16 protein-coding genes, 2 tRNA genes and 3 rRNA genes are annotated in these 26,033 nt (G+C 39.3%); 3 read left to right on the top strand and 18 right to left on the bottom strand.

Going from position 1 to position 26,033, the window contains the following annotated elements; translation table 11 throughout:
- Positions 1–4 precede the first annotated feature (4 nt).
- The 13 genes from ACWNCI_RS00105 to tssO all read right to left on the bottom strand — a co-directional run bounded on the left by ACWNCI_RS00105 (position 5) and on the right by tssO (position 16,477).
- Positions 5–1,942, bottom strand: coding sequence for a type VI secretion system Vgr family protein (locus ACWNCI_RS00105; protein ID WP_449386674.1), 1,938 nt, complete (start codon positions 1,940–1,942; stop codon positions 5–7).
- 43 nt (positions 1,943–1,985) lie between these two features.
- Positions 1,986–2,858 (bottom strand): lytic transglycosylase domain-containing protein, encoded by an 873-nt coding sequence (locus ACWNCI_RS00100; protein WP_449386673.1) that lies wholly within the window; start codon positions 2,856–2,858, stop codon positions 1,986–1,988.
- Positions 2,859–2,901: 43 nt separating this feature from the next.
- Positions 2,902–5,397 carry an ATP-dependent Clp protease ATP-binding subunit gene (locus ACWNCI_RS00095; protein ID WP_449386672.1) on the bottom strand — a complete coding sequence of 832 codons (2,496 nt, stop codon included), beginning with the start codon at positions 5,395–5,397 and terminating at the stop codon, positions 2,902–2,904.
- 269 nt (positions 5,398–5,666) lie between these two features.
- A complete protein-coding gene (tssD, locus tag ACWNCI_RS00090) occupies positions 5,667–6,071 on the bottom strand; it encodes a type VI secretion system tube protein TssD (protein WP_449386671.1) in 405 nt (134 codons plus the stop codon).
- 187 nt (positions 6,072–6,258) lie between these two features.
- Positions 6,259–7,221: a hypothetical protein gene (locus ACWNCI_RS00085; RefSeq protein WP_449386670.1), complete on the bottom strand. Its 963-nt coding sequence runs from the start codon at positions 7,219–7,221 to the stop codon at positions 6,259–6,261.
- 100 nt (positions 7,222–7,321) lie between these two features.
- Positions 7,322–7,852 carry a hypothetical protein gene (locus ACWNCI_RS00080; protein ID WP_449386669.1) on the bottom strand — a complete coding sequence of 177 codons (531 nt, stop codon included), beginning with the start codon at positions 7,850–7,852 and terminating at the stop codon, positions 7,322–7,324.
- A 142-nt stretch (positions 7,853–7,994) separates the two neighbouring features.
- Positions 7,995–8,903, bottom strand: coding sequence for a hypothetical protein (locus ACWNCI_RS00075; protein ID WP_449386668.1), 909 nt, complete (start codon positions 8,901–8,903; stop codon positions 7,995–7,997).
- An 8-nt stretch (positions 8,904–8,911) separates the two neighbouring features.
- Entirely contained in the window at positions 8,912–11,362 is a 2,451-nt protein-coding gene (locus ACWNCI_RS00070; RefSeq protein ID WP_449386667.1) for a glycosyl hydrolase 108 family protein, read from the bottom strand.
- A 21-nt stretch (positions 11,363–11,383) separates the two neighbouring features.
- On the bottom strand, positions 11,384–11,887 hold the full coding sequence (locus ACWNCI_RS00065) for a DUF4280 domain-containing protein (RefSeq protein ID WP_346986271.1): 504 nt from the start codon (positions 11,885–11,887) through the stop codon (positions 11,384–11,386).
- A gap of 94 nt (positions 11,888–11,981) precedes the next feature.
- Positions 11,982–14,381: a type VI secretion system protein TssR domain-containing protein gene (gene tssR / locus ACWNCI_RS00060; protein ID WP_449386666.1), complete on the bottom strand. Its 2,400-nt coding sequence runs from the start codon at positions 14,379–14,381 to the stop codon at positions 11,982–11,984.
- A gap of 53 nt (positions 14,382–14,434) precedes the next feature.
- A complete protein-coding gene (locus tag ACWNCI_RS00055) occupies positions 14,435–15,340 on the bottom strand; it encodes a PKD domain-containing protein (protein ID WP_346986275.1) in 906 nt (301 codons plus the stop codon).
- 62 nt (positions 15,341–15,402) lie between these two features.
- Entirely contained in the window at positions 15,403–15,930 is a 528-nt protein-coding gene (locus ACWNCI_RS00050; protein ID WP_346986276.1) for a type VI secretion system transmembrane protein TssO, read from the bottom strand.
- Between the two features lie 10 nt (positions 15,931–15,940).
- Positions 15,941–16,477, bottom strand: a complete 537-nt coding sequence (gene tssO, locus ACWNCI_RS00045) for a type VI secretion system TssO (protein WP_449386665.1) — start codon at positions 16,475–16,477, stop codon at positions 15,941–15,943.
- Positions 16,478–16,655: 178 nt separating this feature from the next.
- Between tssO and ACWNCI_RS00040 the strand changes: the two genes are divergently transcribed.
- The 3 genes from ACWNCI_RS00040 (at position 16,656) to ACWNCI_RS00030 (ending at position 19,672) form a co-directional block, all read left to right on the top strand.
- On the top strand, positions 16,656–17,327 hold the full coding sequence (locus ACWNCI_RS00040; protein ID WP_346986278.1) for a response regulator transcription factor: 672 nt from the start codon (positions 16,656–16,658) through the stop codon (positions 17,325–17,327).
- A gap of 139 nt (positions 17,328–17,466) precedes the next feature.
- Positions 17,467–17,757 (top strand): HU family DNA-binding protein, encoded by a 291-nt coding sequence (locus ACWNCI_RS00035; protein WP_042720843.1) that lies wholly within the window; start codon positions 17,467–17,469, stop codon positions 17,755–17,757.
- A gap of 355 nt (positions 17,758–18,112) precedes the next feature.
- The gene (locus ACWNCI_RS00030; RefSeq protein ID WP_449386664.1) at positions 18,113–19,672 is read left to right on the top strand and encodes an Rne/Rng family ribonuclease; all 1,560 of its coding nucleotides are present in this window, start codon (positions 18,113–18,115) and stop codon (positions 19,670–19,672) included.
- A gap of 694 nt (positions 19,673–20,366) precedes the next feature.
- On the opposite strand, the gene rrf is transcribed toward ACWNCI_RS00030, so the two are convergent.
- The 5 genes from rrf to ACWNCI_RS00005 form a co-directional block, all read right to left on the bottom strand.
- Positions 20,367–20,474 (bottom strand): 5S ribosomal RNA (rrf, locus tag ACWNCI_RS00025).
- A 161-nt stretch (positions 20,475–20,635) separates the two neighbouring features.
- Positions 20,636–23,390, bottom strand: a 23S ribosomal RNA gene (locus ACWNCI_RS00020).
- Between the two features lie 204 nt (positions 23,391–23,594).
- Positions 23,595–23,668: transfer RNA gene (locus ACWNCI_RS00015), tRNA-Ala, on the bottom strand.
- A gap of 84 nt (positions 23,669–23,752) precedes the next feature.
- Positions 23,753–23,826: transfer RNA gene (locus tag ACWNCI_RS00010), tRNA-Ile, on the bottom strand.
- A gap of 213 nt (positions 23,827–24,039) precedes the next feature.
- Positions 24,040–25,556: ribosomal RNA gene (locus tag ACWNCI_RS00005) — 16S ribosomal RNA — on the bottom strand.
- Together the 16S, 23S and 5S rRNA genes with 2 tRNA genes alongside form the textbook arrangement of a ribosomal RNA operon.
- Between the last annotated feature and the right edge of the window lie 477 nt (positions 25,557–26,033).

Raw genomic sequence — 26,033 nt, 5'->3', positions numbered from 1 at the left:
CGCATTAATAGTTTTTAGATTTCTCTCCGGAATTGTTTTGTACTTCTTTATCAGAATGCTGTTCGTGGTTTCCTACACTTTGCGTAGTAATTTTTCCGTTGCTCGTGCTTACCCTGTCTTTGTCGGTATGCGATTCTTTATTCCCCTGAATATATTCTATCATTTCTCCCGTCACATTGGTAATGAAATCAGTTCCAACGCTCATCATATTAAGCATTCCGATGCTGCTGTTCCTGTTCATTCCGGCAATTTCAGAAATATTCATTCCGACATTCGTATTCATATTTTCACCAACATTGATGTTCATATTCTTACAGTTGAGCGTCATCGTTTCCGGAGCGGTCATGGTAATATTGCTTCCCGTTGTATCCAAATGAATTTCGTTCCCTGATTTATCGGTAATAATAATGCTTTCATCTTCCGTAAAAACAATTCTGTGACCGCTCCTGGTCTGGATAGATTTCACCCTGTTATCCACACCTCCGCCAAGTCCTATCCCTCCATGGAACATTCCTCCCATGACGAATGGCCTGTCGGGATGGCTGTGAACGAAATTCACCATCACCTGATCGCCTACTTCCGGAATGGCCACATATCCTCTGTTTTGAGTAATTTGGTCGGTTCCTCCGGCATCAGGACTCATCATTCTTATAAAATGAGTAGTATCGTTCGTTTGCCAGTCAAATCTTACCTGCACTCTTCCCTGTCCTTCCGGATCTGTATTGGAGATAACGGTAGCGATTTGTGGTTCTGCTTTAGGGGTTTTAAACTCAGGCTTAGGCAAAAATCCCGTATCGGAAGCAATTCCTTCAAAACTTCCTGTATAATGCCCAATGGTGTCGACTTCGTGTGAAACTTCTGTCACCATAATTCTGGTAAAATAAGAAGATTCGTTGGTATCAATTTTCCGCATCTGAACGTCAACAACACAGCCTGGATGTAAAAATGGCACTGTAGTATTACCTGATAAAGAAAATACATTGACAGCCTGACTTCCCGATGTACTTTTCTGCGAATATTCTACATCAAGATGGGTGGTTGCTTTAATCGGGGCAATCTGAAGCGCAGGAGTTTTATAAATTTTTTCGTTGTGTGCATAAGCCGTTTTGGCTAAATCTCCCACATGCTGGATTGGTGTGTCTCCTGAAGTTAACTTCTCATTTTTACTGCTGTTATAACCATAAAACTGAGGTTTTGTATGAACAGCTTTTAATTCAACTTTAATATTGTTTGCGCTGCTTCCGTATGTTAATTTAATGGGTTTATTCTGAGGAGGCAGTTTACCGAAATGAAGAACTTCTCCGTCATAGTAAAACTGCTCGCCATAGGCTTCAGCCATTCTTGCAAGATAATTATAATGCGTTTCGTCGTATTGGCTGCTGTAAATAATTTGTGAATAATCATTGGTATCAACCCTTACATCAAAACGACCGGTATCGATGCCCTGTTTAATCACTTCATTGGCAATAATTCCCATATTCACAGGTGATGTTCCGCCAAAGCTCTGAATATGAGGCGCGCCATCCAATAAAATGGTCGGACTGTAGCCCGTTAAAACAATATTGCCAAGGCTCATTCTTTCCTGACTAAATCCAACCCCGGTGATGACTCCTACAAAAGTTCTTTCAGGGCTGTTGTCGATGTCTTTGTACGAAATGACAACAGTAAGACGTTTTCCCAAAAACTTATTGGCTTCTTCGAGAGTATGGGTCTGGCGGTCACCCAATGCATCATGTGCTAACGTTACGCTGAATTCGTGGTGTTTTCTCGCACTTTGAGTCAGCTTAAAATGCTTGTAGTATTTTATTACTTTTCCTTCAATAACGAGGGAAAGCTTTACTAATCTGTTAATTCCCGCATGATGATTTTCAGAAATTCCGTCGGCATTCTGGGAAGGACGGAATGAAGGGGTTTTCGGTATGTTTGGTGATTCTGTTTTCATATGACCTGTGATTTGGATAGGTTAAACATTATCGCTAAGTTCTTTACTGTTTGGTGTTAATCGTATTACTTTCTTTTATTGATCTTGAAAGAATTTTGTTTTTCCTTAATAAAAAATCCGGCATAAGATCTTTCGGAAGATACAGGATTCCTTCTCCTTTATCCTGAAGCTCCTGTGAAATTCCAGGGTTCCAGGATAGAAGTTTGGCAACATCTACATCAAGCTCATCGGCAATGACATTTAAATTAAATCCTGCATTGATATCCGTTTCCGCGAGTGACTCATTATTTTTACCGCTTCCCCCATTCACGAAAAATACGGTATTCATTCTGGAAGAATTGTAGTTGCTTAAAACATTTTGAAGTTCTCCGGTAGCATAGCACGCATTCAGATATTTTTTGACATGGTTGATGGTTTCTTCCGGTAAAAATTTATAAAATACATGGTATTGAGAAGAATTGGCAGCCGCCATGGCTTTGGCAATATTTCCCTCGCCACAATTGTAGGCAGCTACTACCGTCACCCAGTTATTGTATTTTTTATATAAATTAGCCAGAGAGATTACCGCTGTTTTGGTACTTTTATAAAGATCGTTCCGGTTTTGTTGGGTGAGCCCGTACTGATTGGCATGTGAAGTCATAAACTGCCATACACCTACCGCTCCTGCTCCCGAAGTAATATTTCTGTTAAAATGAGATTCAATTAAGGCCAGGTTTCTGAGGTGTTTGGGCAAACCTTTTTCTGCAAGAGAATATTCGATGAAATCAACAATATCCTTATTTGCGCTGATAATACTCTTATATCGTCTCACACTGCTTTCTGACGTATCAGAAGCCGCCAGAAACTGTGCATTCATCAAATGTGAACACAACAGCAACATTCCTGTAAGGACAATATTTTTGAGATTTGGTTTCATATATTATTAACGTAAATTAAAAATTTAACGTATATCGTTTTATTTATTCCACTTTCCAATTTAATTTTTCCTCTTCTGTATTCCAGTCTACATGAATGATCTGCCCGGATTTTACTTCCTCGCGAACAATCATTTTGGAGATTGGCCTTGCGAGCTGAGATCTGATGACTCCTGAGATCTGTCTTGCTCCATATTTACTACTGAAGCCGCCTAATGCAAGGTTTTTCACCGCTTCATCAGAAATTTTAAGCGCAATTCCGAGTCTTGTCAGTGACGTGTGAAGCGATTTTAACTGAATATTAAAAATTCTTTCTGCAATAGATTCGGTGATCGGAGCAAAAGGAATAATCTCTGTAATTCTCGCCAGGAATTCCGGTCTGAATCTTCCGGAATTCGACATAATTTGCATTAAAGATGATGATTCCGGAATTTTACCTTCTTCAAATTGTTTTACGATTTCTTCACTTCCGATATTTGAGGTAAATAATATCAAAGCATTGCTGAAATCTCCTTCTTTCCCAAGCTTATCATGCACTTTTCCTTCATCCATAATTTGTAAAAACACATCAAAAACCGAATGGTGTGCTTTTTCAATTTCATCAAATAAAACCACCGTGTAAGGCTGCTGTCTGATTTTATTGACCAACATTCCTCCTTCTTCATAACCCACATATCCCGGGGGAGCGCCATACAAAAGTGCTGCAGAATGTTCTTCTTTAAATTCTGACATATCGAAACGGACCATTGCTTTCTCATCATTGAAAAGAAGCTCCGCCATTGATTTTGCCAACTCTGTTTTTCCGGTTCCGGTTGGTCCCAAAAGGAAGAAAGACCCGATTGGCTGTCCCGGTTTATTCAGTCCGCTTCGGTTTTCAACAATAGCATCAGAAAGAATTTTCAACGCATGATCCTGCCCGACAACTCTGTTCATTAGAAGAGATTCCATATTAAGAAGCTTTTCTTTTTCCTGCGCCTGAATTTTTCCTATCGGGATATTTGTTTTAGCAGCCATTACTGCCGCCAGTTCCAGACGGTCAACCTTTTCTCTTTTCTTCGCCGCATGCTCCAAAAGTTCAGCATAAGTATCTTCAATTGTTTTCTGAATCTGCTCTACCGGCATTGAATTGTCAATCTGAGGTTGTTCGCTCAGAGATCCCCATAAAATTGGGCTTATCTTGTCTCTAAGCAAATTGTAGGTCCAGATCAATTCATCAGCTTTATCTTTATCATCAAAAAATTCTTCTTTAAGAATTTCATCATATCTGTTTTTCCAGCTTTCCAGTTCTTTTTCTGAAAGCTCATCAAGCATTTTAATAGCTGCCATCGTCCTGTCTAATAAATCGATCGCCGCATCCGGTAATTTTTTGCCTTTAGAATATCTTTTTGCGAGACGTACACATTCGGGAAGTGCTGTTTTTTCTACTTCAATTCCGTGGTGCTTTTTGTAACCTTCGAGCAAAACGTCGATCATTTTAACACAGGTTTTTTCGTCCGGCTCGTTGACGGTAAGTACTTCAAAACGTCTGTTAAAAGCCTGTTCAGGCTCGATAATTTTTCTGTATTCTTCCTGTGTGGTTGCTCCGATTACGGTAATTTCACCTCTTGCCAGTTCAGGTTTTAATAAATTGGCAACATTTCCGATGCTGCCTTTCGGGTCTAAGAGCGTATGAATTTCATCAATAAACAGAATGGCTTTTTCTATTTTTTTGCATTCATTAATTACTTTTTTAAGACGGTCTTCAATTTCGCCTTTATAAGAAGTTCCGGCTAATAAAGCACCTGTATCAAGCTCCAGTAATGTTCCGTTTTTAAGCATTTCAGGAACATTTCCTTTGGTAATTTCAATAGCAAAACCTTCTACCAAAGCTGTTTTTCCGACTCCCGGCTCACCGATGATAATTACATTGGGCTTACTTCTTCTGCAAAGTATTTCTACCAGCATTCTCAGTTCTTTATCTCTGCCAATGATATTTTCCAACTCGCCTTTTCTGGCCTGCGCCGTTCGGTCTACACAATAATTTTTAATGGAAGGAAAGGAATTATCGGAATAATCTGATCCGTTTGAAAAAATGGAAGAAAATTCCTGGTTTCCTAAGCTTTCGTAAGGCGTATCTTTTCTGTAGAGATTGAAAATTTCGTGTTCTCTGAGAGGAAGTGATTTCAGCTGCTGAAGCGAAAAAGCTACCTGAGGCTTTACAATAGCCGTAAGGATGCAGATTGGCGTAATCTCGTCCAAACCAAGCTTTAAACGGATATCATCGGCTTCCTCAACGATAGTATCTACCGATTCGTCTTCTTTTACCTCATCGGGAAGATGGGTGGTTTTAGGATAATCTTCAATTCGCACGTCTGCCCACTCGTAAAAATATCCCGGATCTTTATCAATGCTTTTCAGGAAATCTGAAAGACCAATATCTTTATGCATTAATGCCTGAAGAATGTGCGGCCCGCCAAAAGTTGCATTATAATTTTCCCTAGCGATAGACTGAGCAATATGAAACAGCTGTTTTACGGTCTCGTTGGTTACTAGTACTCCCATTGTGTATTTTTCAAATTTATATTCTATTGTGGTGTGAGATTCTCACCAATTATGTTTTTGCTGAAGTGCAGCAAAAATTAATCCATAATGATCTGAATCTTTTACCTTTTACTAATATATCCGTTTTTTTTGAGAGGATAAAATATCAATTCGCTAAGCATTCAATAATATTATCTTAAGCATAGCAAATTTCGCTATTATAATGGTAAAAAAAGACCGCCTCGTGATGACAGTCTTTTTCATATGAATATTAAATTACGTTCAGTTTTCTAGCTTGAAGGCCATAGTCCTTCAAACTTAGAATTTCCGTAGTCGATGGTTTCAGCACTGATGATAAAGCTGATCAGCATGCTGTTTTCGTCTACGGCATCGAAATCTACTTCGTGCTGGATGACATAACCGTTTTCCCAGTTTAAAGTAATTAATGTGCCTTCTTCGTGAGATTTGTTGAAAGTGATTTCACCTGTTGTAGGTTTGTATTTTCCGTTCAGTAAGCTTTCCAGAATATCTGATTTTTCAGTTGCTTCTACGGTTACTTTGATGATTGCGTTGGAAGGATCTGAAGCTACTCTGCCCGATACGTCAGTAGATCTTGACACGCTGTAGTTCAGCTTTAATAATTTTTGACCTTCGCCTCCGTTGAATTTTAGAATTCCTCTTGAATTTGCTGCCATGATGGTAAATTTTAATCGTTAATAATATTTTGTGATTCGGTGATTGTGTTACAAAGATATAGGCAACAAATTTCTTAGAAAAACTTTTACACGCAAATGTGACTTTTTGTAGTAATACTACGATTTCGTGTAGTAGTTTTACGACATTGAATATATTTAAACTATAAAATCCTTTATTAATGAGGATTTACACCAATTCTGCAAGAGTAAAAAAACTGAAATTTTTAACTCCGAACTGGAAAATACTGTATTGAATATCGATATTTTTAATCATTCCGGTATGAGTATTCAGGGTGTATTTTCCGGAAAAACTCATCTCACTGCCAGATGATATCGGAGTTTGAAGCAGAATAATTTCTTCATCATAATCAGTATTTTCTATTTTCTGCTGGAGATCAACAGGTGTATTTTCCTCTCCTATTGATTGCTGCAAAAACGATTTTCCATTGATAAATGTATTCCGTAAAGAAGCAAAATAGTTTTTAATAAAGACATCTTCCCTCATTCTTTCAGCAAAAATTTCTTTGTTAAGAATGGCGAATTCAAATTCATCGAGATAAATTTTCGCGTATTGATCAGGAAAAAGATCGTTCAGGCGCTCTTTTATCTTTTTAAATTGATCCATTGTATGCTGAGTAAGGCTCACATTGATGATATTCCCTTTACGATCTGTTTTTATCTCCAAGGGGTTAAGCGAGCGGACGGATTCTGAGGCCAGATCTGCCATCATGCTTCCCTGTTCGTCTGAAAAATTATTTTTAAAAAGGTGAAAAATATGAGAGTCATCTTCATTTCTGATCCATTTTACAGAAACGGTGTATGTAAGAGCATTTTGCTGCCTATCCAACAGATTTTCTTCAATTTCTTTATTGGTAACAGCATAAATTTTGCTGAAATTTTCTGGCCTGAAAGGCAATACGGGATTAAGTCTGGGATTTTTGAAATAAGCATCGTTCCGGCTGTTGTACTCACGAATTTTATCAATATCAGGAATCAGTAGTTTTTTCCGTGGAATAAGATTATCGTAAATAAAATCTTCTCTTGCACAATGCTTATTGTGAAATTCTTTAAGATATTCCGGATTTTCGAGTTGAATTTCTTCAGATATGCTTTCCAGCGTTTCTCCGGAAAGTATAAAATGAACGATCATATATTCCGATTTTTGACTTACCCTAATGTAGTGTAAAAAATTATTTTACAAAAATGTTTATAAAGGTATTTTTAAGAAGGCGAAAAATACTTATTGAGCATTATTTTTCTTTTGTAAATTCTAAATACTTATCGCCGCATTGTGTAAAATGATCAAATTCATTCATGGAATTTCCATAGTTCTGAATGGTAATTTTATCTCCATCAAACAATCCGCCGATTTCCCCCATGACAAGACCTGTTATTTCGCCCGTTTTTTCATCGGTTTCAGAAGACACATTGCCGGCAGCAATAATTTTCTTCTTATCAAAGATTTTAAAAGTTGGCTTCCCGTCGTTATTTTTAAATTCAATTGAAAACCTGCCACCGTCACAGTTATTAGCGACAAAGGTTCCTTCAACTATTTTTTTAGAAACTGCCGAGTTTACTTTATCATTATCATTGATGCCTGTGTCTGCAGAATCTATTATTGCCTTTTGTTGTTCCGAAGCCGGATTTGAATCGTGTTTTATCACGCCGGAAACAGCTGATGAATCCTGAATATTCTTTTCCTGTTTAGCCTCATTTTTCTTACATGAAATAACAGTGAGTCCTGTGAAAAGACATAGGCCGATAAAGTTTTGTTTAATCATAAAAGTTTACTTCTTATGTGATTGATTAATCAAAAATACCATAAATTTCTATCAAAAAATATTTTTATTTTTAATTATAATAAAATTTAAAAAAGCCATGCATCAGCACAACCTCTTTAAAGTTTCAAAATAGTTTTAAACTTTATTTTTTCTCAAATTTACCAAGATTATAGACATATTTTTCAATCAAGCTTCTCCTGCCTCTGGTTTCGCTGAAGATATTAATCGTATTCTTTGCATCTATAGAAAATGTTTTTGTTGTTTCGCTGTCGCCATTGCTGTCTGCTACATTTATTCCGTTTAACATTGCATTCCCTTTTGCTGAAACTAAATAGATCAGTTCGCTGTCTCCGCCCACATTATTTACAATATAAAGATCATAGCCGTCTTTTGAGAGGATTTTCGCACTTGCATCGGCAGTAAGATCAAACTTATCCATAAAAGCCTTCTTTAGCCAGTCTTCAGGATGATCTGTGAATTTTATTTTATTCTGATTTTCAAGATCTTTATAGTCTACTGGCAAAAGATCTACAGCTTCGTTACCGGAAGAGCTAACAGGTTTTGTAGCGGTGTAATTATGTTCTTTTTTGGTAAGTACACAGTCATCCGGGGCATAAAACGTTCCCTTGGGAGCCTTGATTACTTTCCAATGGATTTTATGATCAATTAAAGAGATTTCAAATTCGCCTTTGTCTGATGGAGCGCCAAAAAAGCTGAAGAACTCACCGACGATTTTATCATCTTTAATGTTTCCTATTACGTTATATTTCTGCTCACTTTCGCAGTCTATTTTCCCACCGCTGTTGGCAATGGCACAATACTGTGCTTTGATACTATTTCCTTCCTGAATAATGGTAAGTGTAAACTGCTCTTCGGGAACATCTGCATTAGCCTGTCTTTTCTGATAGATCCATTCGCCTGACCAATTGTGTGCTGATGCATTATTGTTGTTTTCTGCAGGGGAACTGATGACAGATTTTGTATCGGTTGCTTTAGCCTTATTTTCTTTACAGCTTACAATCAGTAAAAAAATTAATATTAAAAATCTCATATGCTTACTTAAGGTTTAAAATTCAGACAATCATCTACTCTGTTCAGCCAGCCTTTAAGGAAAACATCCTGATCGTTCTTTTTACCATTTGTAAAAGTAAGATCTGTATAATATTGCTTTCTTATTTCGGCTATCCTTGTGAGCAGCTTGTCCTGATCATGAACGTTATTGATCGCTTCAATGGTTTTGGAGCCTATTGTTCCGTCGTCTTTAATATCCTGTTCAAATTCATTCTTCAGCAGCCTCTGTACCTGTTTTCCGGCACCACCTGAAGTAATCGTCCAGTCATACACCATCAGTCCTACTCTTTCATCTTCCACTTTACAGAATCCTTTTGGTTCCCAATATCTTTTGCGGTAAATTGTAGTAGCCTGTTCGTCGGTTATTGTCTTTAAATTTTCCAGCGTTGGTTCTACATCTACGTCTTCCTTTGCATATTTTTTCCATGTAGCAAATGTAATGCCTTTATTAGTTGCTCCGCCTTTGTCTGAAGGGTGATCTACAAATCCTCCTTCGTGAGCAAGAATAATTGGTGCTACTTTCTTAAATTTCGTATCGCAATCCGCAGCAGGCGATGTAGTTGTATCTTTCTGCTGAGATTCAAATTTCTTAATACATTTGCATGTATTGCTAAATCCTGCTTCAAGAGCAAGCTGCATAATGCTTTTGCCATTCAGAGAGGATGAGTTTTTGGCAAAATATTTATCATCAAGATACTTCTTATCAAACTCCCTTACATCCATATGTATCCAGCTATAAGTATGATTGGAATCAACCAATGAATTATCGGTATTCAATCCAATAGGCTCTAAACTAAAGTTATTCTTTTCTGTCCAGCTGGTTTTTGCATTAAGATATTTATAAAAAATATCCTCTCTTATTTTTTTAAGCTCAGCAATATTTTTATAGAGCTGCCCACGAATCTGCCATGTTCCCTTATCAAACTGAATATCAATTGCCTTCCCCTGATGATTGGTCGTTCTGAAATTTTTGAACCGACATCTGTAGCCTGAGCTTATTTTCCCCAAACTATATGTTGCCTGTTTGCTTAAATAAAACTTAACAGCCTTAAGTCCAAACAAAAGCGATCTGTGAATCCCCGGATATTCATAACGGTTTGACTTTTCAGGTTCGGTATTATCTCCTGTTTTATCTCCGAATTTATCACATTTATTAAGTTCTTTTATACCTCTCAGTTTACTTGTCACTTCCTTGCCTTTGGTCGTACAGGAACAACTAAGCTGGTTCCAGACAGTAGCAGACAGATCAAAATTTGTAGAAAATTCGTCGATTGCTCTCAAAACATTTCCACATACTTTACCGGTTTCGGGAACTTTCATATAGTCTCTCTGAAACTGTTTTATCATTTTCTCGGTGCGGTCTGTAAACTCATCTGTCGGTACATTTCCTCCGAATCCTGCCAATCGGATATTGATCTCCCTGATAACCTCATTTTTATCCCCTTTTTTGATGCAGTATTTTTCGCCGCAATCGGTACTTTGTGCATCTTCATTTTTTACAACGCTTGTCGTTTTTCCTTCCGGTTTTTGTGGTGTAGGTTTCTTATCCGGTTTTACCGTACCTTTTGATTCTGCCCAGTCCCAAAGCTCATCCCACCATTCTGCCGCTTTATCCATGATCCCTTTTTCCTCCTTTTTAGACTGAGGTTTTTGGGCGGCAGGAGAACCGGCTGCTTTTGGCGGAGCTGTAGGAGTAGCAGTTGGAGTTTTCGCCTTTGGCGTACTTGCTCCTGACTGTGGCACAGGCGGTTTGTAATCAGGATTTTTTACTTCCCGGTTTTCTGTAGCATGTTTTTTATCTTTATAATATTCTACTGTCACATAGAATTCTAATTCCTTCGGATCTCTTTCTCCTTGGGAAGCCTTCTGCATTAAAGCTTTCGTTAAAACAAATTCCGCAGTAGCCGTTCCCGTTCTGTCTACTATAGCTTCACGACTTTCAACAAACTGATTGTTGGCATTATTATGTCCTTCGCCGGGAGCATCATCTTCCCAAAGGGTAAACAGCAACTTCTTTCCCGTAAGATTCACACATTGGGCTTTAGCTACAAGTTTTTCGGTATAGCTGAAAACAGTTCCGGGAGAATCATCGACATACCTCAGATCAACTTTCGTGATCTGTGGAACTCCTGCAGGTTGTGGTGTAATATCAAGCGTTGTGGGCCCCTGCCCTTCAGGCTCATGAAGATAAGCTTCCAGGCGATAGGTATTTTTAGCTGCCACTTCACCAAATGTAAAACTTCCGTCACCTTTCTTTTTGATATTAGTCGTTGTAAAGCTTCCATTGTCACGTTTCTTAAAAAGCTCCCAGATTACTTCAGCAGGATTTCTTTCGTCCGCCGGCGTTGCAGGATACCAGTCTGTAACCATATAAGTGGTCTTTTCACCTACTGTAGGGGTAGGATTTCCTGAAATTTTTGAAACTCCTTTTTTAGACATAGAAAGTGTTTTTAAGATTAATTAGTACGCGTCAATTTCACTTTCCAGAACAGTTTCTTTATAGTTCTGTATATTTACCAGCGGATTGATGTGCCGCAATGTTTTACTATCAGCACTTTTCACATTTTGTTTACTCATTTGTCCGCGTTGTCCGTGATCTTTAATGGTAATTTTTCCTCCTACCGTACATTGTAGCTCAGAGGCCTCTGTAACGATCTTTTTACCTAATATTTTCACCTTTTCATAGGTTTTCTGCCATTTTCCGGAAGGTGCATAAGAGCAGGGTAAATTTCCGCCTGAAGAAGGTTTTAATTTACATTTTCCAAAACTGGGCCCGGAAGGATTGAACTGAAGATCGTCTTCGGTAACGGCCAGAAAATCTGCGTTTCCGTCTGAATCATTCCAGAAGTGATGCTGATGAGAGGTAACTTTATACTGAGGAAACTGATCACCCTGGTTGCACTGGGCTTTACCTTTCTGTACGACAAAGTGTTTGCCGTCATGGGGAGATGATTGCTGTGACATAATATTTTGGTTTGGATACTATCAAAGATAAAAAATTTACATTAAAAAAATAAAAAAAGCGGAAATTAATTCCGCTTTTCGTATGATTAAGTTGTTAATGTTTAGTATATTCCGGTTGTTCGGTGGGTAGCATTGTCGGCATAAAGTATTCATTCAGCCAATAGAAAGTCTGCCCGTTCTGCTGAATTTTTACCGCCGGATCATTTCTGTGAGAAAGCATTCTCTCAGCTAAATCTTTGTAGTGACGGAAGTAAGTTCTTGCCGTTTCATTGGTTACAATTTTAGATTTTTTCCAGCCTTTCAGCATATATTTTGACATCATCTCTTCTTCAGAATTATCAAAACCTGTGCTTACTCCTACCGCATAAGACATCGGCTTTTTGTATAGCTCACCTTTATCCAGGAACTGTAGCGTCGGATTGTATTTTTTTAAAAGTTTCACAAATTCTCTTACCGCCCTCGCCTGGCTGAAATCTGATCTCTCAGCACCGGTTTTCTGATAAACTTCAGTATAGAATAATTTTAAATTATCATATTCGGTTTCAGAAATTAAGATTCCTTTTTCAAGTCCGGGCTTATAATCTTTAAGATCTTTCGGAATATATCCTTTTACCAAAAACGGGTTTCCATAATTGATGAGCTGCGCCGCAATGCCCGCAGGAACAGGATTGGTAAGTCCCGGATACAGATATTTGTATTTCAGATCAACATCCGTTCTTCCGGCTCCCACCGATGAATGGAAATAATCGTTTAAAGATTTATCTAAAGTCATATTATCCAGGGTAACCTGCGATATCAGGCTGTCTACAGATTTTTTAAGATATCCCGGGGTTGCAATGTCTCCTTTTTTAGGGAAAATAACGAATCCCTGAGACATACTCTGCTTCGGATAATCCAATGAGAAAAAGCCTTCGTCACCTTCTACAAGATTAAAATTATTTTTCGTTAAAACATCATTCTGATTGATGATTTTCTGTTTTTTAAGCTCTGCAATATTTTTAGCCGTATTCGTTACTACGTTTTCAGCCATCAAAACAAAATCATTGTATGTATCTGATGATCTTGCGCTTGTCTGGAACATAATCATTCTTGCCTGGGCCTGAGTAAGAGAATTGATCACCCCATACATATTTCCATTCTGGGCTGCTGATGTTCCTACGGTAACCACAATGTTTGTTTCGTCCGGAAAATTAGACAACAGATTTCCTGCTGCCATCAGGCCTTCGTTTACCGGCTGATATCCGCTGTTGCTTGCACAGTTCATCTCATTGGTTTTCTGATCGATGAATGTTGTGATCTTGCTGTAATCAGAATTCAGAGGAGAAACCGCCACATTATCACCGCACGGATTATTTTTATACAAAACTACGCCATATTTCACCTGATTAAAATAGGAAGGCTTTTCAAACCTTAGCTGTAAATCCTGCAAAAGGGATTTTACAATGGGAGCATACGGCGCATTCGGAGCGCTGATATCCAGTGTAAATACAATGTTTATTTTCTTATCTTTATCTGTTATTTCTCTATATCTTTCAAAGTCAATAGGTTCACCTAAAACATTGAAAACATAATTTTTGCTGTAATCCAGAATGTTCGTAAAATATTTGGTTTTAGAATCCGGAGCTGGTGTTTCATTTAAAGGTAAAGTCACCGGGAAAATATTTTCGAGTGGTGTTCTTTTGTTAACATCCGTCAGCAAAATGGCCGTTTTGTTTTCAGAGTCATTTCCTCCGGGAGCACCTTCATGAATGCCTAAAGTGGTATCCGTGATTCCTGTAGTATTTTTCATTTTGACGGCAGAACGTTCACCCCAGCTGGAAATAACATTGGAACTTACCCACCCGTAAAGACTTGTCCCTATACTGTCGATATCAATAGTCGGACTTTTCCCTACGAGAAATCTTTTATTATTTTCTGCCTGTTTGTAAACGTAAACCATCTGGCCGTTCGGGATTTTCACATTCGCCTGCTCAATAAGACTCGGTGAATTGAACACCATAATCGAATCATTTTTATAATATCTTTCGGAGTTTCTGATGACTTCGCTGTTGCTTGGCACCACGGCAACTCTCACCGGAAAACCTGTTTTTTCGCTTTTAAGGGAGTTGCTCCACAAGAGGAGGTCAGATTCCGGGATCCAGCCATAGGTTTTCACCTGTTTAGATGAAACTTTTTTCATTAAAGCATCAGGAATGTATTCTGCTACCTTTACCATACCGTCGCGGTGCTTTAAAACCATCAACGGTTCCAGAAACTTAACTTCTTTATAAGATTTTTCATCACTTTTATCCAGATAGGCCGTATTTCTGGATCGGTCTGAAATAGCAATCCATGGAACTGCTTTTTTCGGAAAACCATTAACGACAGGTGAATTATCAACTTGTCCGTAATGTGCCGGCTCGGGCGTTCTTTTAGACGGTAATTTTACCTGACAGGCTGTCAGTAATACCGAAATTCCGATATAATATGCTGCTAGAGGAAGTTTATTTTTCATCCTTATTAATATTTTATGATAGTGTGAGTGTGAATCCCGAAATGAGACGGATATTATTTGCTTTGGTTGATATCTACTTTGGTAACGCAGTTTTGTGCATCATCAAAATTTACTTTAACGGTCTGAATGACATTATTCTTATCAAACTGCAGTCCTGCGCAATACATGTAAAAGTTATTTACTTTGCTGTCGTTTACTTTCACTACTGTATTTTCGTTGTTGCAGAGATACGTTCTCAACAGATAATTGTAATGCATGTTGAAATTGTTTCCGTAGGCAATCTGCTGAAGATGATATTTAAAATCATTATCAATTTTAGCATAAGTGTCTTCTACACTTACTTCATCTTCCAATGCATCATAGTAAGGAAGAATTTTGATCTGGTGAAGAACCGGTTCTGCTGTTTCATCGGTGATAAGACTTACCACATAATCACCTGGCTTCTGATAGGAATAGATCGCCAGTTTGTCTTTAGAATCAATTCTCCCGGTTTCCCCGAATTTCCAGGTAAACTGTTTACCGTCTGAAATGGCACGGAACTGCACATTTTCGAACTGCATGGCCTGAGAAGGGGCGTCAATGAGTGTTACCGTTTTTACACTGTCCTTTTTCGGAACTGTTCTTGAAGAAACAATGATGGGAAAAGATTTGGAATATTTATTATCGATAATCAATGTTACCTGATAATATCCCGGTTTGTTGTAAAAGTGAATGCCCTTGCTTTTATCGCTGGTGGTTCCGTCTCCGAAATTCCATCTTTTGGTTTTGGCAAACTGTGTTTTGTCTTCGAATGAAAGCGTATCTCCCTCTTTCAGGGTAGACGGATAGACGAGTCCGACAATATCGTCGGAAGAGTGTATCACTTTCTTCTGCAGCCATAATGCAACCAATGCCGCTATTAACAATGTTGCAATAACACCGATAATAATGTTCTTCTTGTTTTTCTGAAAGTAATTCATAGTTAATGATTGTGTGATGTGTGTATTGTGTTTGTGTAATAATTTTCCTTAGTGTAAAAAGCTTACTGAGACCTTGAATTCAAAGCTGTTTCGCGCTGGAAAAGCTGACTTTTCTTTTCCTTAAAACCAATGGAGCATTCTTCAAATTGTTTTTCAAAATTTTTGATATTCTCAGTTTTGCTTGAAATAATTTTTTTGTCGTTGAAATACATTTTATAAAATTCCGCGATCTGCGGATATGCCTCTTTTCTGATGTCATTGATATTTTCACCGTTCTGGTAATAGCCGGCTACATCATTGATCCCATACATAATGTTGTTTTCCACAAAAGGCTGCGGAGCTTCGTCGGTAAGCTTATTAATCATTGAAAAAGTACTGTCCAGTACTTTATAAGACAATTTTTGCTTCTGGTCAAATTTCGCCTTTTCCTCCAGCATCTGGACTGATACGATATCGTTATCCGAAAAAGGAGACTGAAAACCTCTTAAGAAAATGATTCCCATAAAAATAAGCGCCGTAAAGAGCATCAGAATTAAATATAAAAACTGGTAACGCCTTTCTTTTTTTGATAAGGTAACTTGTGCTTGCATAGTGTTCGTTTTATCTTCTTCTTCGCATTCCTGAAAATTTCCTGGTAGGATCTACCTTAAGTTCACTATTGATAATTCCTATTTTCCCTTTGCATTCGTTGAGATTTCTCAGCGCTACCTGCTCCTTATAAGAAACGTCAATGATCTGTTTTTTTAAGGCCAGCATCGGCTCAATCTGTTTCATCAGGATGGAATAGTGCTTAAAATTACCCGCACTGTCTGTACCCATGGCACCTCTTGCGTTCCTGACATCCTCCATGATGGCGTTTCTCAGGAAAATATCATTTTGTACCCTGTTGATGTCAAGCTGATCCATGCGGTAAAATATGCTGCCGATATGATCTTTCAGGACATTGCTTCTGGTAAGCAGATCCCGGTACTTGTCCGCTTCATTCTTTATCCCTTCTCTTTGGATGTCGTAGCTTTTAAAAAAGAAAAATACACAGATGAAAGAAACACCTGATAAAACGATGAACGATAGAACAAATTTCCAAATGCCTATCCTGACGTCTGCCTTGTTTAGTTTTTTCTCCCGGTTCGAAGACATATAATGTGATTTGTTTGGAATGTGAAATTATAAAAAAATAATTTATTCACAAAATTTAAATATTATGTTGATGTAATATTATTTTTTCAATTAAATTAAGATTAATTTTCACTTTCATCTTATTTTCATAATTTAGTGATCTGATTTTTTAATCATCACACACCAAATCGATATTAAAGTGAGCAAATTATTGACCAATACTGTGCGGTTTTCCATTGCAGACAGTGATTTTTATTTTAAAAAAATATTAATCAAAATGCTTACCGAAAACCCATTCTATATGCTTCTTAATGACTGCAACAATGGTCATGAGCTGATCAGCAGAAATTACAGAAGGCAGGAAGATGTTTTTATTGTAGAGCTATTCATGCCGGTACTTAGCGGGCTTGAAGCCATAAAATACATACGGAAAAGCAATACTGAAACCCCCATCATTACCTATTCCGGGACCTATCAGGAGGATATGGCAGAGATCCTTTCCAAAATACCGAATGTTTATTACTGTCAGAAAAAGAGTAACGTCATCAAAGATATTATCAAAGGAAAAATCACATCCGATACTTTCGATTACAGCAATTATACAAAACAATGGGAACAGCAGCCGCTCGCGGTAATGGAGTACATGGACAGACAGAAAAAAAGCCAGGAAGAACTTTCTCCAACAGAAATCCAGCTCATGAAATTCTGCTACGAAGGCTTCAGCAACAAGGAAATCGGTGAAAAGCTGAATCTCAGTACAAGAACCATAGATACCTATATCAATCGCCTCACGGAAAAGCTCGGATTGAAAACAAAACTTCACCTGATACGCTTTTGCGTAGAGAACGGATATTACAATTCCAGTATGTAATGTTGATTTAATAACTCCATAATACAGACTAAACATTCAATTTTCAATCTCTTAACGAAAAATATTTTGCCACTAATTTGCTAATATTCAATTTTTTTAACTAAATTTGCACACCTAAAATTTAAAATTTAAAAAGGAAATGACAAAGGCAGAATTGGTAAACACCATCTCAAATAAGTTGGGAACCGAAAAGAATGAAACACAGAAAGTTGTAGAAGCTTTTATGCAGGAAATCAGAACTTCTATGTATAATGGAGATAATGTTTATTTGAGAGGTTTTGGATCTTTTATCATTAAAACAAGGGCGGCTAAAACGGGAAGAAACATCTCTAAGAACACTGCAATTGTAATTCCTGCTCACAACATTCCTGCTTTCAAACCATCAAAATCTTTTGTGGAGAAAGTAAAAACAAAAGTTAAAACGAAATAATAACTGAATATTAACTAGTTACTAAAAAATTATAATTATGCCAAGCGGAAAGAAAAGAAAAAGACACAAGGTTGCAACTCACAAAAGAAAGAAAAGAAGAAGAGCAAACAGACATAAGAAAAAATAATCTCATTCCTGAGATTTATAATATACAATATAGTTGGTGATTTTAAATTTTTAAAAATTCACCGACTATATTTTGTTTTGTAACTATTAAGATGGCAATGAAAGGATTTTATATTTTATCAAAAAAATTGTTATTCATTCAATACTAATTCTTAACTTAAGGATAAATTTATATGATGATATATATATCTGTTTTCTACCTTCTTAACAATTTTTATCTTACATCAAAATGAAGAAAGAACTAATAGTTTCGCATGAGGATGATCTTACAAAGATTGCACTGCTGGAAGACGGAAGACTATGTGAACTTCATGAGCAAGAGGACAAAAGTGACTTTATAGTTGGAGATCTGTTTATCGGAAAAGTAAAAAAGCTGGCTCCCAATCTGAATGCCGCATTTGTAAATATTGGCTATGAAAAAGATGCCTTTCTCCATTATCAGGATCTTGGGCCACAATATCTTACCTACAGAAAATTTTTGAAGGATACTATTTCCAAAGCACAAAGCACTTCAAGCTTAAAAAATTTCGAAATACAGCGCGAAATAGATAAAAACGGAACCGTAGACAAAGTCATCGCAAAAGATGACGTTATTTTACTGCAGATTACCAAAGAGCCCATTTCTACAAAAGGACCGCGAATATCTACTCAGATTTCGCTTACAGGCCGCTTTCTGGTGCTTATACCTTTCGACAATAAAGTGTCAGTTTCAAAAAAAGTGAAAAGCTTTGAAGAAAAAGAAAGGCTGAGAACACTCATAGAAAGTATTAAGCCGGAAGGTTTCGGAGTCATTATAAGAACTGTAGCAGAAGGAAAAAAAGTTGCAGATCTTCACAACGATATGAATCAGCTGATTCAGAAATGGGAAACCACATTTAAAAATCTTCAGAAAAATAAAGTTCCGTCCAGAGTATTAAGTGAAGACGATAAAGCTTCAGCTATTTTGAGAGACAATTTCAACCAGGATTTTGTAAGCATCACCTGTGATGATGAACAAATGGTTGATGAAATGAAAAACTACCTGGAAGTAATTGCTCCGGAAAGAAAAAATATTGTTCATTTTCACAATGCTCATATTCCTCTTCTGGAATATTATAACGTTGAAAAACAGCTCAAGCAAAGCTTTGGAAAACACGTCAATATTCCAAGCTCAAAAGGCGCCTATCTTGTCATAGAACATACCGAAGCCCTGCACGTAGTCGACGTAAACTCCGGTAATAATATCACAACAGGAGCTGCCGTAAATAAAGAACATGCCTTAAATGTAAATAAGATGGCAGCAACAGAGATCGCAAGGCAGTTGCGTCTCCGTGATATGGGCGGGATCATTGTAATCGATTTTATCGACATGACAAATCCCGAACACAGAAGAGATCTGTACGAACATCTGAAAGAAGAAATGAAACGTGACAAAGCTCGTCACAAAATACTTCCTCCAAGCAAATTCGGGCTGATACAGATCACCAGACAAAGAAACCGCCCGGAAAAACAGATCGATACCAAAGAAGAAAACCCTAATAAAGACGGAGAAATCGTCGCTCCTATCGTTATCGTGGAAAGAATGGGTGAAACCCTCAGAACCATTATGCAAAAGGAAAAAGGGAAGCTTTACCTTCATGTACATCCGTTTGTTGAAGCATATCTTACCAAAGGTGTCAACAGTATTCAGATGAAATGGTTCATGAAATACAAAAAATGGGTAACCGTTGTCCCAAGAGACTCTTTTAAATATTTAGAATACAGAATTTATAATTCAAAAAAAGAAGAATTAATAGGATATTCTAATTAATGAAAAAATTCAACCTCTGGCTATCTGCCGGAGGTTTTTATTTGAATAAACATTATATCCAACCATACACTTGGTAAAAAATGATAAATATTCGGATAAAATAATCATGAATATAAAACCTATTTCTCAATAGCTGAAATATTGCTATATACCAGCTGCAACTAACTTTAATTTTTTTCAGGAGCTTACTCTCGCTATCCGCTTATACTCCTCACGCCGATGCTTTCCGACACCTGATCCAACGGCCTTCGCTACCCGTTGCGGGGTAACCGCTTCTATCGAGGCTAGGGTGGCAGTCCGTAAACTATAAATATTGATTTCCTTAAGAAAAAACAATCAGCTTTTTAGGCGCTGACCATTTCATTCAGCAAATAAATCCGACATTTTTCTGTAGCTTTTTTCGCTTATAGCTATAGTTTAGTTTATTCAACTATCATCTTTGGTTCAGTTCAGGATCGTTTTATTCAGATTCGCATTGTGTGTTAGCAGAATAAAGGGAGTAGAGCGCGTTAAGATGCAGAATGTAGAGGTGTGAGGTTGAAGATGATGGGATATAGGGAATACAGGATTGTGGGTATCGGGGTGTGGGAGTCTTGTTCTAAAAAAGGAGAAGGCTTTTTGGGGATATATGATATTTTAGAGTATGGTAAAAACAAAAAAGTCTCACAGAGTATTCTGTGAGACTTTAAATAAAAACTGGCGGCGACCTACTCTCCCGCGTTAGCAGTACCATCGGCGCTGGTGGGCTTAACTTCTGTGTTCGGAATGGGAACAGGTGAGCCCCACCGCTAAAACCACCCTAAAAGTTGTATATAGCTGTAGGCAGTAGGCTATAAGCTTTAGGCTTACAGCGTAAAGCATACTGCTTTTTATCGGTAAATTTCATCACAAAGGCAAAACCAGTATTCGCACTTATAAGGCTTGGCTTACAGCATATTGCTTTAAGCTTACTGCAACCTTATAGGCTATAAATCTACGGGTAATTAGTACTACTCGGCTATGACATTACTGTCTTTACACCTGTAGCCTATCAACGTGGTCATCTCCCACGACCCTTAAAAGATGTCTCATCTTGAGGCGAGTTTCACACTTATATGCTTTCAGTGTTTATCTCTTCCAAACATAGCTACTCAGCGGTGCACCTGGCGGTACAACTGATACACCAGAGGTTTGTTCAATTCGGTCCTCTCGTACTAGAATCAAGCCCTCTCAAACATCTAACGCCCGCAATAGATAGAGACCGAACTGTCTCACGACGTTCTGAACCCAGCTCGCGTGCCACTTTAATGGGCGAACAGCCCAACCCTTGGGACCTTCTCCAGCCCCAGGATGTGACGAGCCGACATCGAGGTGCCGAACCTCCCCGTCGATGTGAGCTCTTGGGGGAGACTAGCCTGTTATCCCCGGAGTACCTTTTATCCTATGAGCGATGGCCCTTCCATACGGAACCACCGGATCACTATGTCCTGCTTTCGCACCTGATCGACTTGTTGGTCTCACAGTCAAGCACCCTTATGCCATTACACTCTACGCACGGTTACCAAGCGTGCTGAGGGTACCTTTGAAAGCCTCCGTTACTCTTTTGGAGGCGACCACCCCAGTCAAACTACCCACCACGCAATGTCCTTCTGAAAGAAGTTAGGCTCCAAGTAAGTAAAGGGTGGTATTTCAACGTCGGCTCCACCAACACTAGCGTGCCGGCTTCAAAGCCTCCCACCTATCCTACACATTACTTACTCAAAGTCAATACGAAGTTATAGTAAAGGTTCACAGGGTCTTTTCGTCCCATTGCGGGTAATCGGCATCTTCACCGATACTACAATTTCACCGAGCTCGTGGCTGAGACAGTGCCCAGATCGTTACACCATTCGTGCAGGTCGGAACTTACCCGACAAGGAATTTCGCTACCTTAGGACCGTTATAGTTACGGCCGCCGTTTACTGGGGCTTCAGTCAAACGCTTCGCTTACGCTAACGCCCTTCCTTAACCTTCCAGCACCGGGCAGGTGTCAGACCCTATACAGCATCTTTCGATTTAGCAGAGTCCTGTGTTTTTGATAAACAGTCGCCTGGGCCTCTTCACTGCGGCCAACATTGCTGTTGGCGTCTCTTCTTCCGAAGTTACGAGACTATTTTGCCTAGTTCCTTAGCCACGACTCACTCGAGCACCTTAGGATTCTCTCCTCGACCACCTGTGTCGGTTTTGGTACGGGTTGCTTCACTTCGGCTTTTCTTGGATCCGATTTCACTATAACAGCTTCGCCCGAAGGCTAGGCCTTGACACTTCCGTCCGTCTTCAATAGCTACGTCGAACCGTCCCCTTTTTAGTGTGAGCAAGTATGGGAATATTAACCCATTGTCCATCCACTTCCCCTTTCGGGTGCGCGTTAGGTCCCGACTAACCCTCAGCTGATTAGCATGGCTGAGGAAACCTTAGTCTTTCGGTGAGGGGGTTTCTCGCCCCCTTTATCGTTACTTATGCCTACATTTTCTTTTCTATAAGCTCCACCAAGCCTCACGACTCAGCTTCTACGCCGATAGAATGCTCTCCTACCAGATATAATTAATTATAAATCCATAGCTTCGGTATTCTGTTTATGCCCGATTATTATCCATGCCGGACCGCTCGACTAGTGAGCTGTTACGCACTCTTTAAATGAATGGCTGCTTCCAAGCCAACATCCTAGCTGTCAATGCAGTCCAACCGCGTTGCTTCAACTTAACAGAAATTTGGGGACCTTAGCTGTTGGTCTGGGTTCTTTCCCTCTCGGACATGGACCTTAGCACCCATGCCCTCACTGCCGACCATCATTTATTAGCATTCGGAGTTTGTCAGGAATTGGTAGGCGATGAAACCCCCGCATCCAATCAGTAGCTCTACCTCTAATAAACTATAAATCGACGCTGCACCTAAATGCATTTCGGAGAGTACGAGCTATCTCCCAGTTTGATTGGCCTTTCACCCCTACCCACAGGTCATCCGAAGACTTTTCAACGTCAACCGGTTCGGTCCTCCACTTTGTGTTACCAAAGCTTCAACCTGCCCATGGGTAGATCACAAGGTTTCGCGTCTAATCCTACTAACTATGCGCCCTATTCAGACTCGCTTTCGCTCCGGCTCCGGACCTGAAGTCCTTAACCTCGCTAGTAAAATTAACTCGTAGGCTCATTATGCAAAAGGCACGCCGTCACAGAATTAATCTGCTCCGACCGCTTGTAGGCGTACGGTTTCAGGTTCTATTTCACCCTTCTATTCGAAGTGCTTTTCACCTTTCCTTCACAGTACTTGTTCACTATCGGTCTTTCAGGAGTATTTAGCCTTGGAGGATGGTCCCCCCATATTCAGACAGGATTTCACGTGTCCCGCCCTACTCATTTATCATCTATATATGCCTTTCAAATACGGGGCTATCACCCTCTATGGCTGTTCTTTCCAGAACATTCTTCTAAACATATAAAGACTTTTGGGCTAATCCGCTTTCGCTCGCCACTACTTACGGAATCTCTTCGATTTCTTTTCCTCCGGGTACTTAGATGTTTCAGTTCTCCGGGTTTGCTTCCCCTAAGGGATGACAGGTCTTCAACCTGACGGGTTGCCCCATTCGGACATCTGCGGATCAATTCGTGTGTGCCAATCCCCGCAGCTTTTCGCAGCTTACCACGTCCTTCTTCGCCTCTGAAAGCCTAGGCATCCGCCATACGCCCTTAACGATTTCTTTCCTATTTTTAGGTTACTCAAGCACTTATAAGTGCTCGGTTTTCTCTTTGTGATGTCTTTACCGGTAATGTCAATGATCTTTATGCTTGTAATCCTGTAATCAAGTAAAATGTACTAATGACGGCTCCGTCATTATGTAGATATACAATTTCTTTTATTACACTCTTACAATTATACTCTGTACTTACGTACATCATATAATATGTGGAGAATAAGGGAGTCGAACCCTTGACCTCCTGCGTGCAAGGCAGGCGCTCTAGCCAGCTGAGCTAATTCCCCGCTAGTGTAGATGTTAGTAGTTAGAAGTTAGAGATTAGTTAAAACTAACTTCTAATTTCTAGATTCTAACCTCTATATAATTAGTAGTCTCGGGCAGGCTCGAACTGCCGACCTCTACATTATCAGTGTAGCGCTCTAACCAGCTGAGCTACGAGACTTCATCTAATTTTAAATTTTAAATTTTGAATTTTAAATTAATTTTCAAATCTAAAATCTATCATTTATAATCTAAAATCTCTTCCTCCCTTTTACTAATTTCTAGTGGGTTTGTATTTTTAATATAAGCAACCAATAAAAAACTAAAGCTTTACTTTAAGTAAGTACAATGTATCTTGCGATACTTTTTTTGTTTATCGTCAATAGACGCTCTAAAATGAGATGTTCCAGCCGCACCTTCCGGTACGGCTACCTTGTTACGACTTAGCCCTAGTTACCTGTTTTACCCTAGGCAGCTCCTTTTACGGTCACCGACTTCAGGTACCCCAGACTTCCATGGCTTGACGGGCGGTGTGTACAAGGCCCGGGAACGTATTCACCGCGCCATGGCTGATGCGCGATTACTAGCGATTCCAGCTTCATAGAGTCGAGTTGCAGACTCCAATCCGAACTGAGACCGGCTTTCGAGATTCGCATCACATCGCTGTGTAGCTGCCCTCTGTACCGGCCATTGTATTACGTGTGTGGCCCAAGGCGTAAGGGCCGTGATGATTTGACGTCATCCCCACCTTCCTCTCTACTTGCGTAGGCAGTCTTACTAGAGTCCTCAACTTAATGGTAGCAACTAGTAACAGGGGTTGCGCTCGTTGCAGGACTTAACCTAACACCTCACGGCACGAGCTGACGACAACCATGCAGCACCTTGAAAATTGTCCGAAGAAAAACCCATTTCTGAGCCTGTCAATTCCCATTTAAGCCTTGGTAAGGTTCCTCGCGTATCATCGAATTAAACCACATAATCCACCGCTTGTGCGGGCCCCCGTCAATTCCTTTGAGTTTCATTCTTGCGAACGTACTCCCCAGGTGGCTAACTTATCACTTTCGCTTAGTCTCTGAACCCGAAAGCCCAAAAACGAGTTAGCATCGTTTACGGCGTGGACTACCAGGGTATCTAATCCTGTTCGCTCCCCACGCTTTCGTCCATCAGCGTCAGTTAAGACATAGTGACCTGCCTTCGCAATTGGTGTTCTAAGTAATATCTATGCATTTCACCGCTACACTACTTATTCCAGCCACTTCTACCTTACTCAAGACCCGCAGTATCAATGGCAGTTTCACAGTTAAGCTGTGAGATTTCACCACTGACTTACGGATCCGCCTACGGACCCTTTAAACCCAATAAATCCGGATAACGCTTGCACCCTCCGTATTACCGCGGCTGCTGGCACGGAGTTAGCCGGTGCTTATTCGTACAGTACCTTCAGCTATCTACACGTAGATAGGTTTATCCCTGTACAAAAGAAGTTTACAACCCATAGGGCCGTCGTCCTTCACGCGGGATGGCTGGATCAGGCGCTAACCCATTGTCCAATATTCCTCACTGCTGCCTCCCGTAGGAGTCTGGTCCGTGTCTCAGTACCAGTGTGGGGGATCACCCTCTCAGGCCCCCTAAAGATCATCGACTTGGTGAGCCGTTACCTCACCAACTATCTAATCTTGCGCGTGCCCATCTCTATCCACCTCAGTTTTCAATAATAAATGATGCCATCTATTATATTATGGAGTATTAATCTTCCTTTCGAAAGGCTATCCCCCTGATAAAGGCAGGTTGCACACGTGTTCCGCACCCGTACGCCGCTCTCAAGATCCCGAAAGATCTCTACCGCTCAGCTTGCATGTGTTAGGCCTCCCGCTAGCGTTCATCCTGAGCCAGGATCAAACTCTCCATTGTATGTTTGTTCTTGACTCACTCAAAGTTTTTTAACGCTTTAGTTTTTCCTTACTTGGTTGTTATATTGTATGTCAATGATCTTCAAATCTTCCGCTTCATACTCCGCTACTTTCTCTGTCAGTTTCACGCCGTATTTGCGAGTGCAAAAGTAATAAATTATTTCTTATCAACCAAATGTTTTTTAAAGAATTTTTAAAGTTTTTTGATAACCCTAACTTCCATTCAAACATCCGTCAAACCTACTCCTGCGCTCCCGTTTTATCGGGACTGCAAAGATACTAATCTTTTTTATTCTCACAAATATTTTCTTAAAAAAATTTGTGAACTAAATCCGACTTTTAAATGCATCCTTATTAAATATAAAGGAGTTCTTTTTAATTTATCCGCTCTTCTTAAAAGCTCTTCTGCGCTACCTAATCAACTCTCCGTTTTTCAGTGGGGCAAAAGTAGTACTTTTATCCCCTATAATCCTAATTT

This window comes from Chryseobacterium lineare, assembly GCF_977014045.1.
The sequence above is the reverse complement of the archived record's forward strand: the minus strand, read 5'-3'. Positions and strand labels throughout refer to the sequence as shown.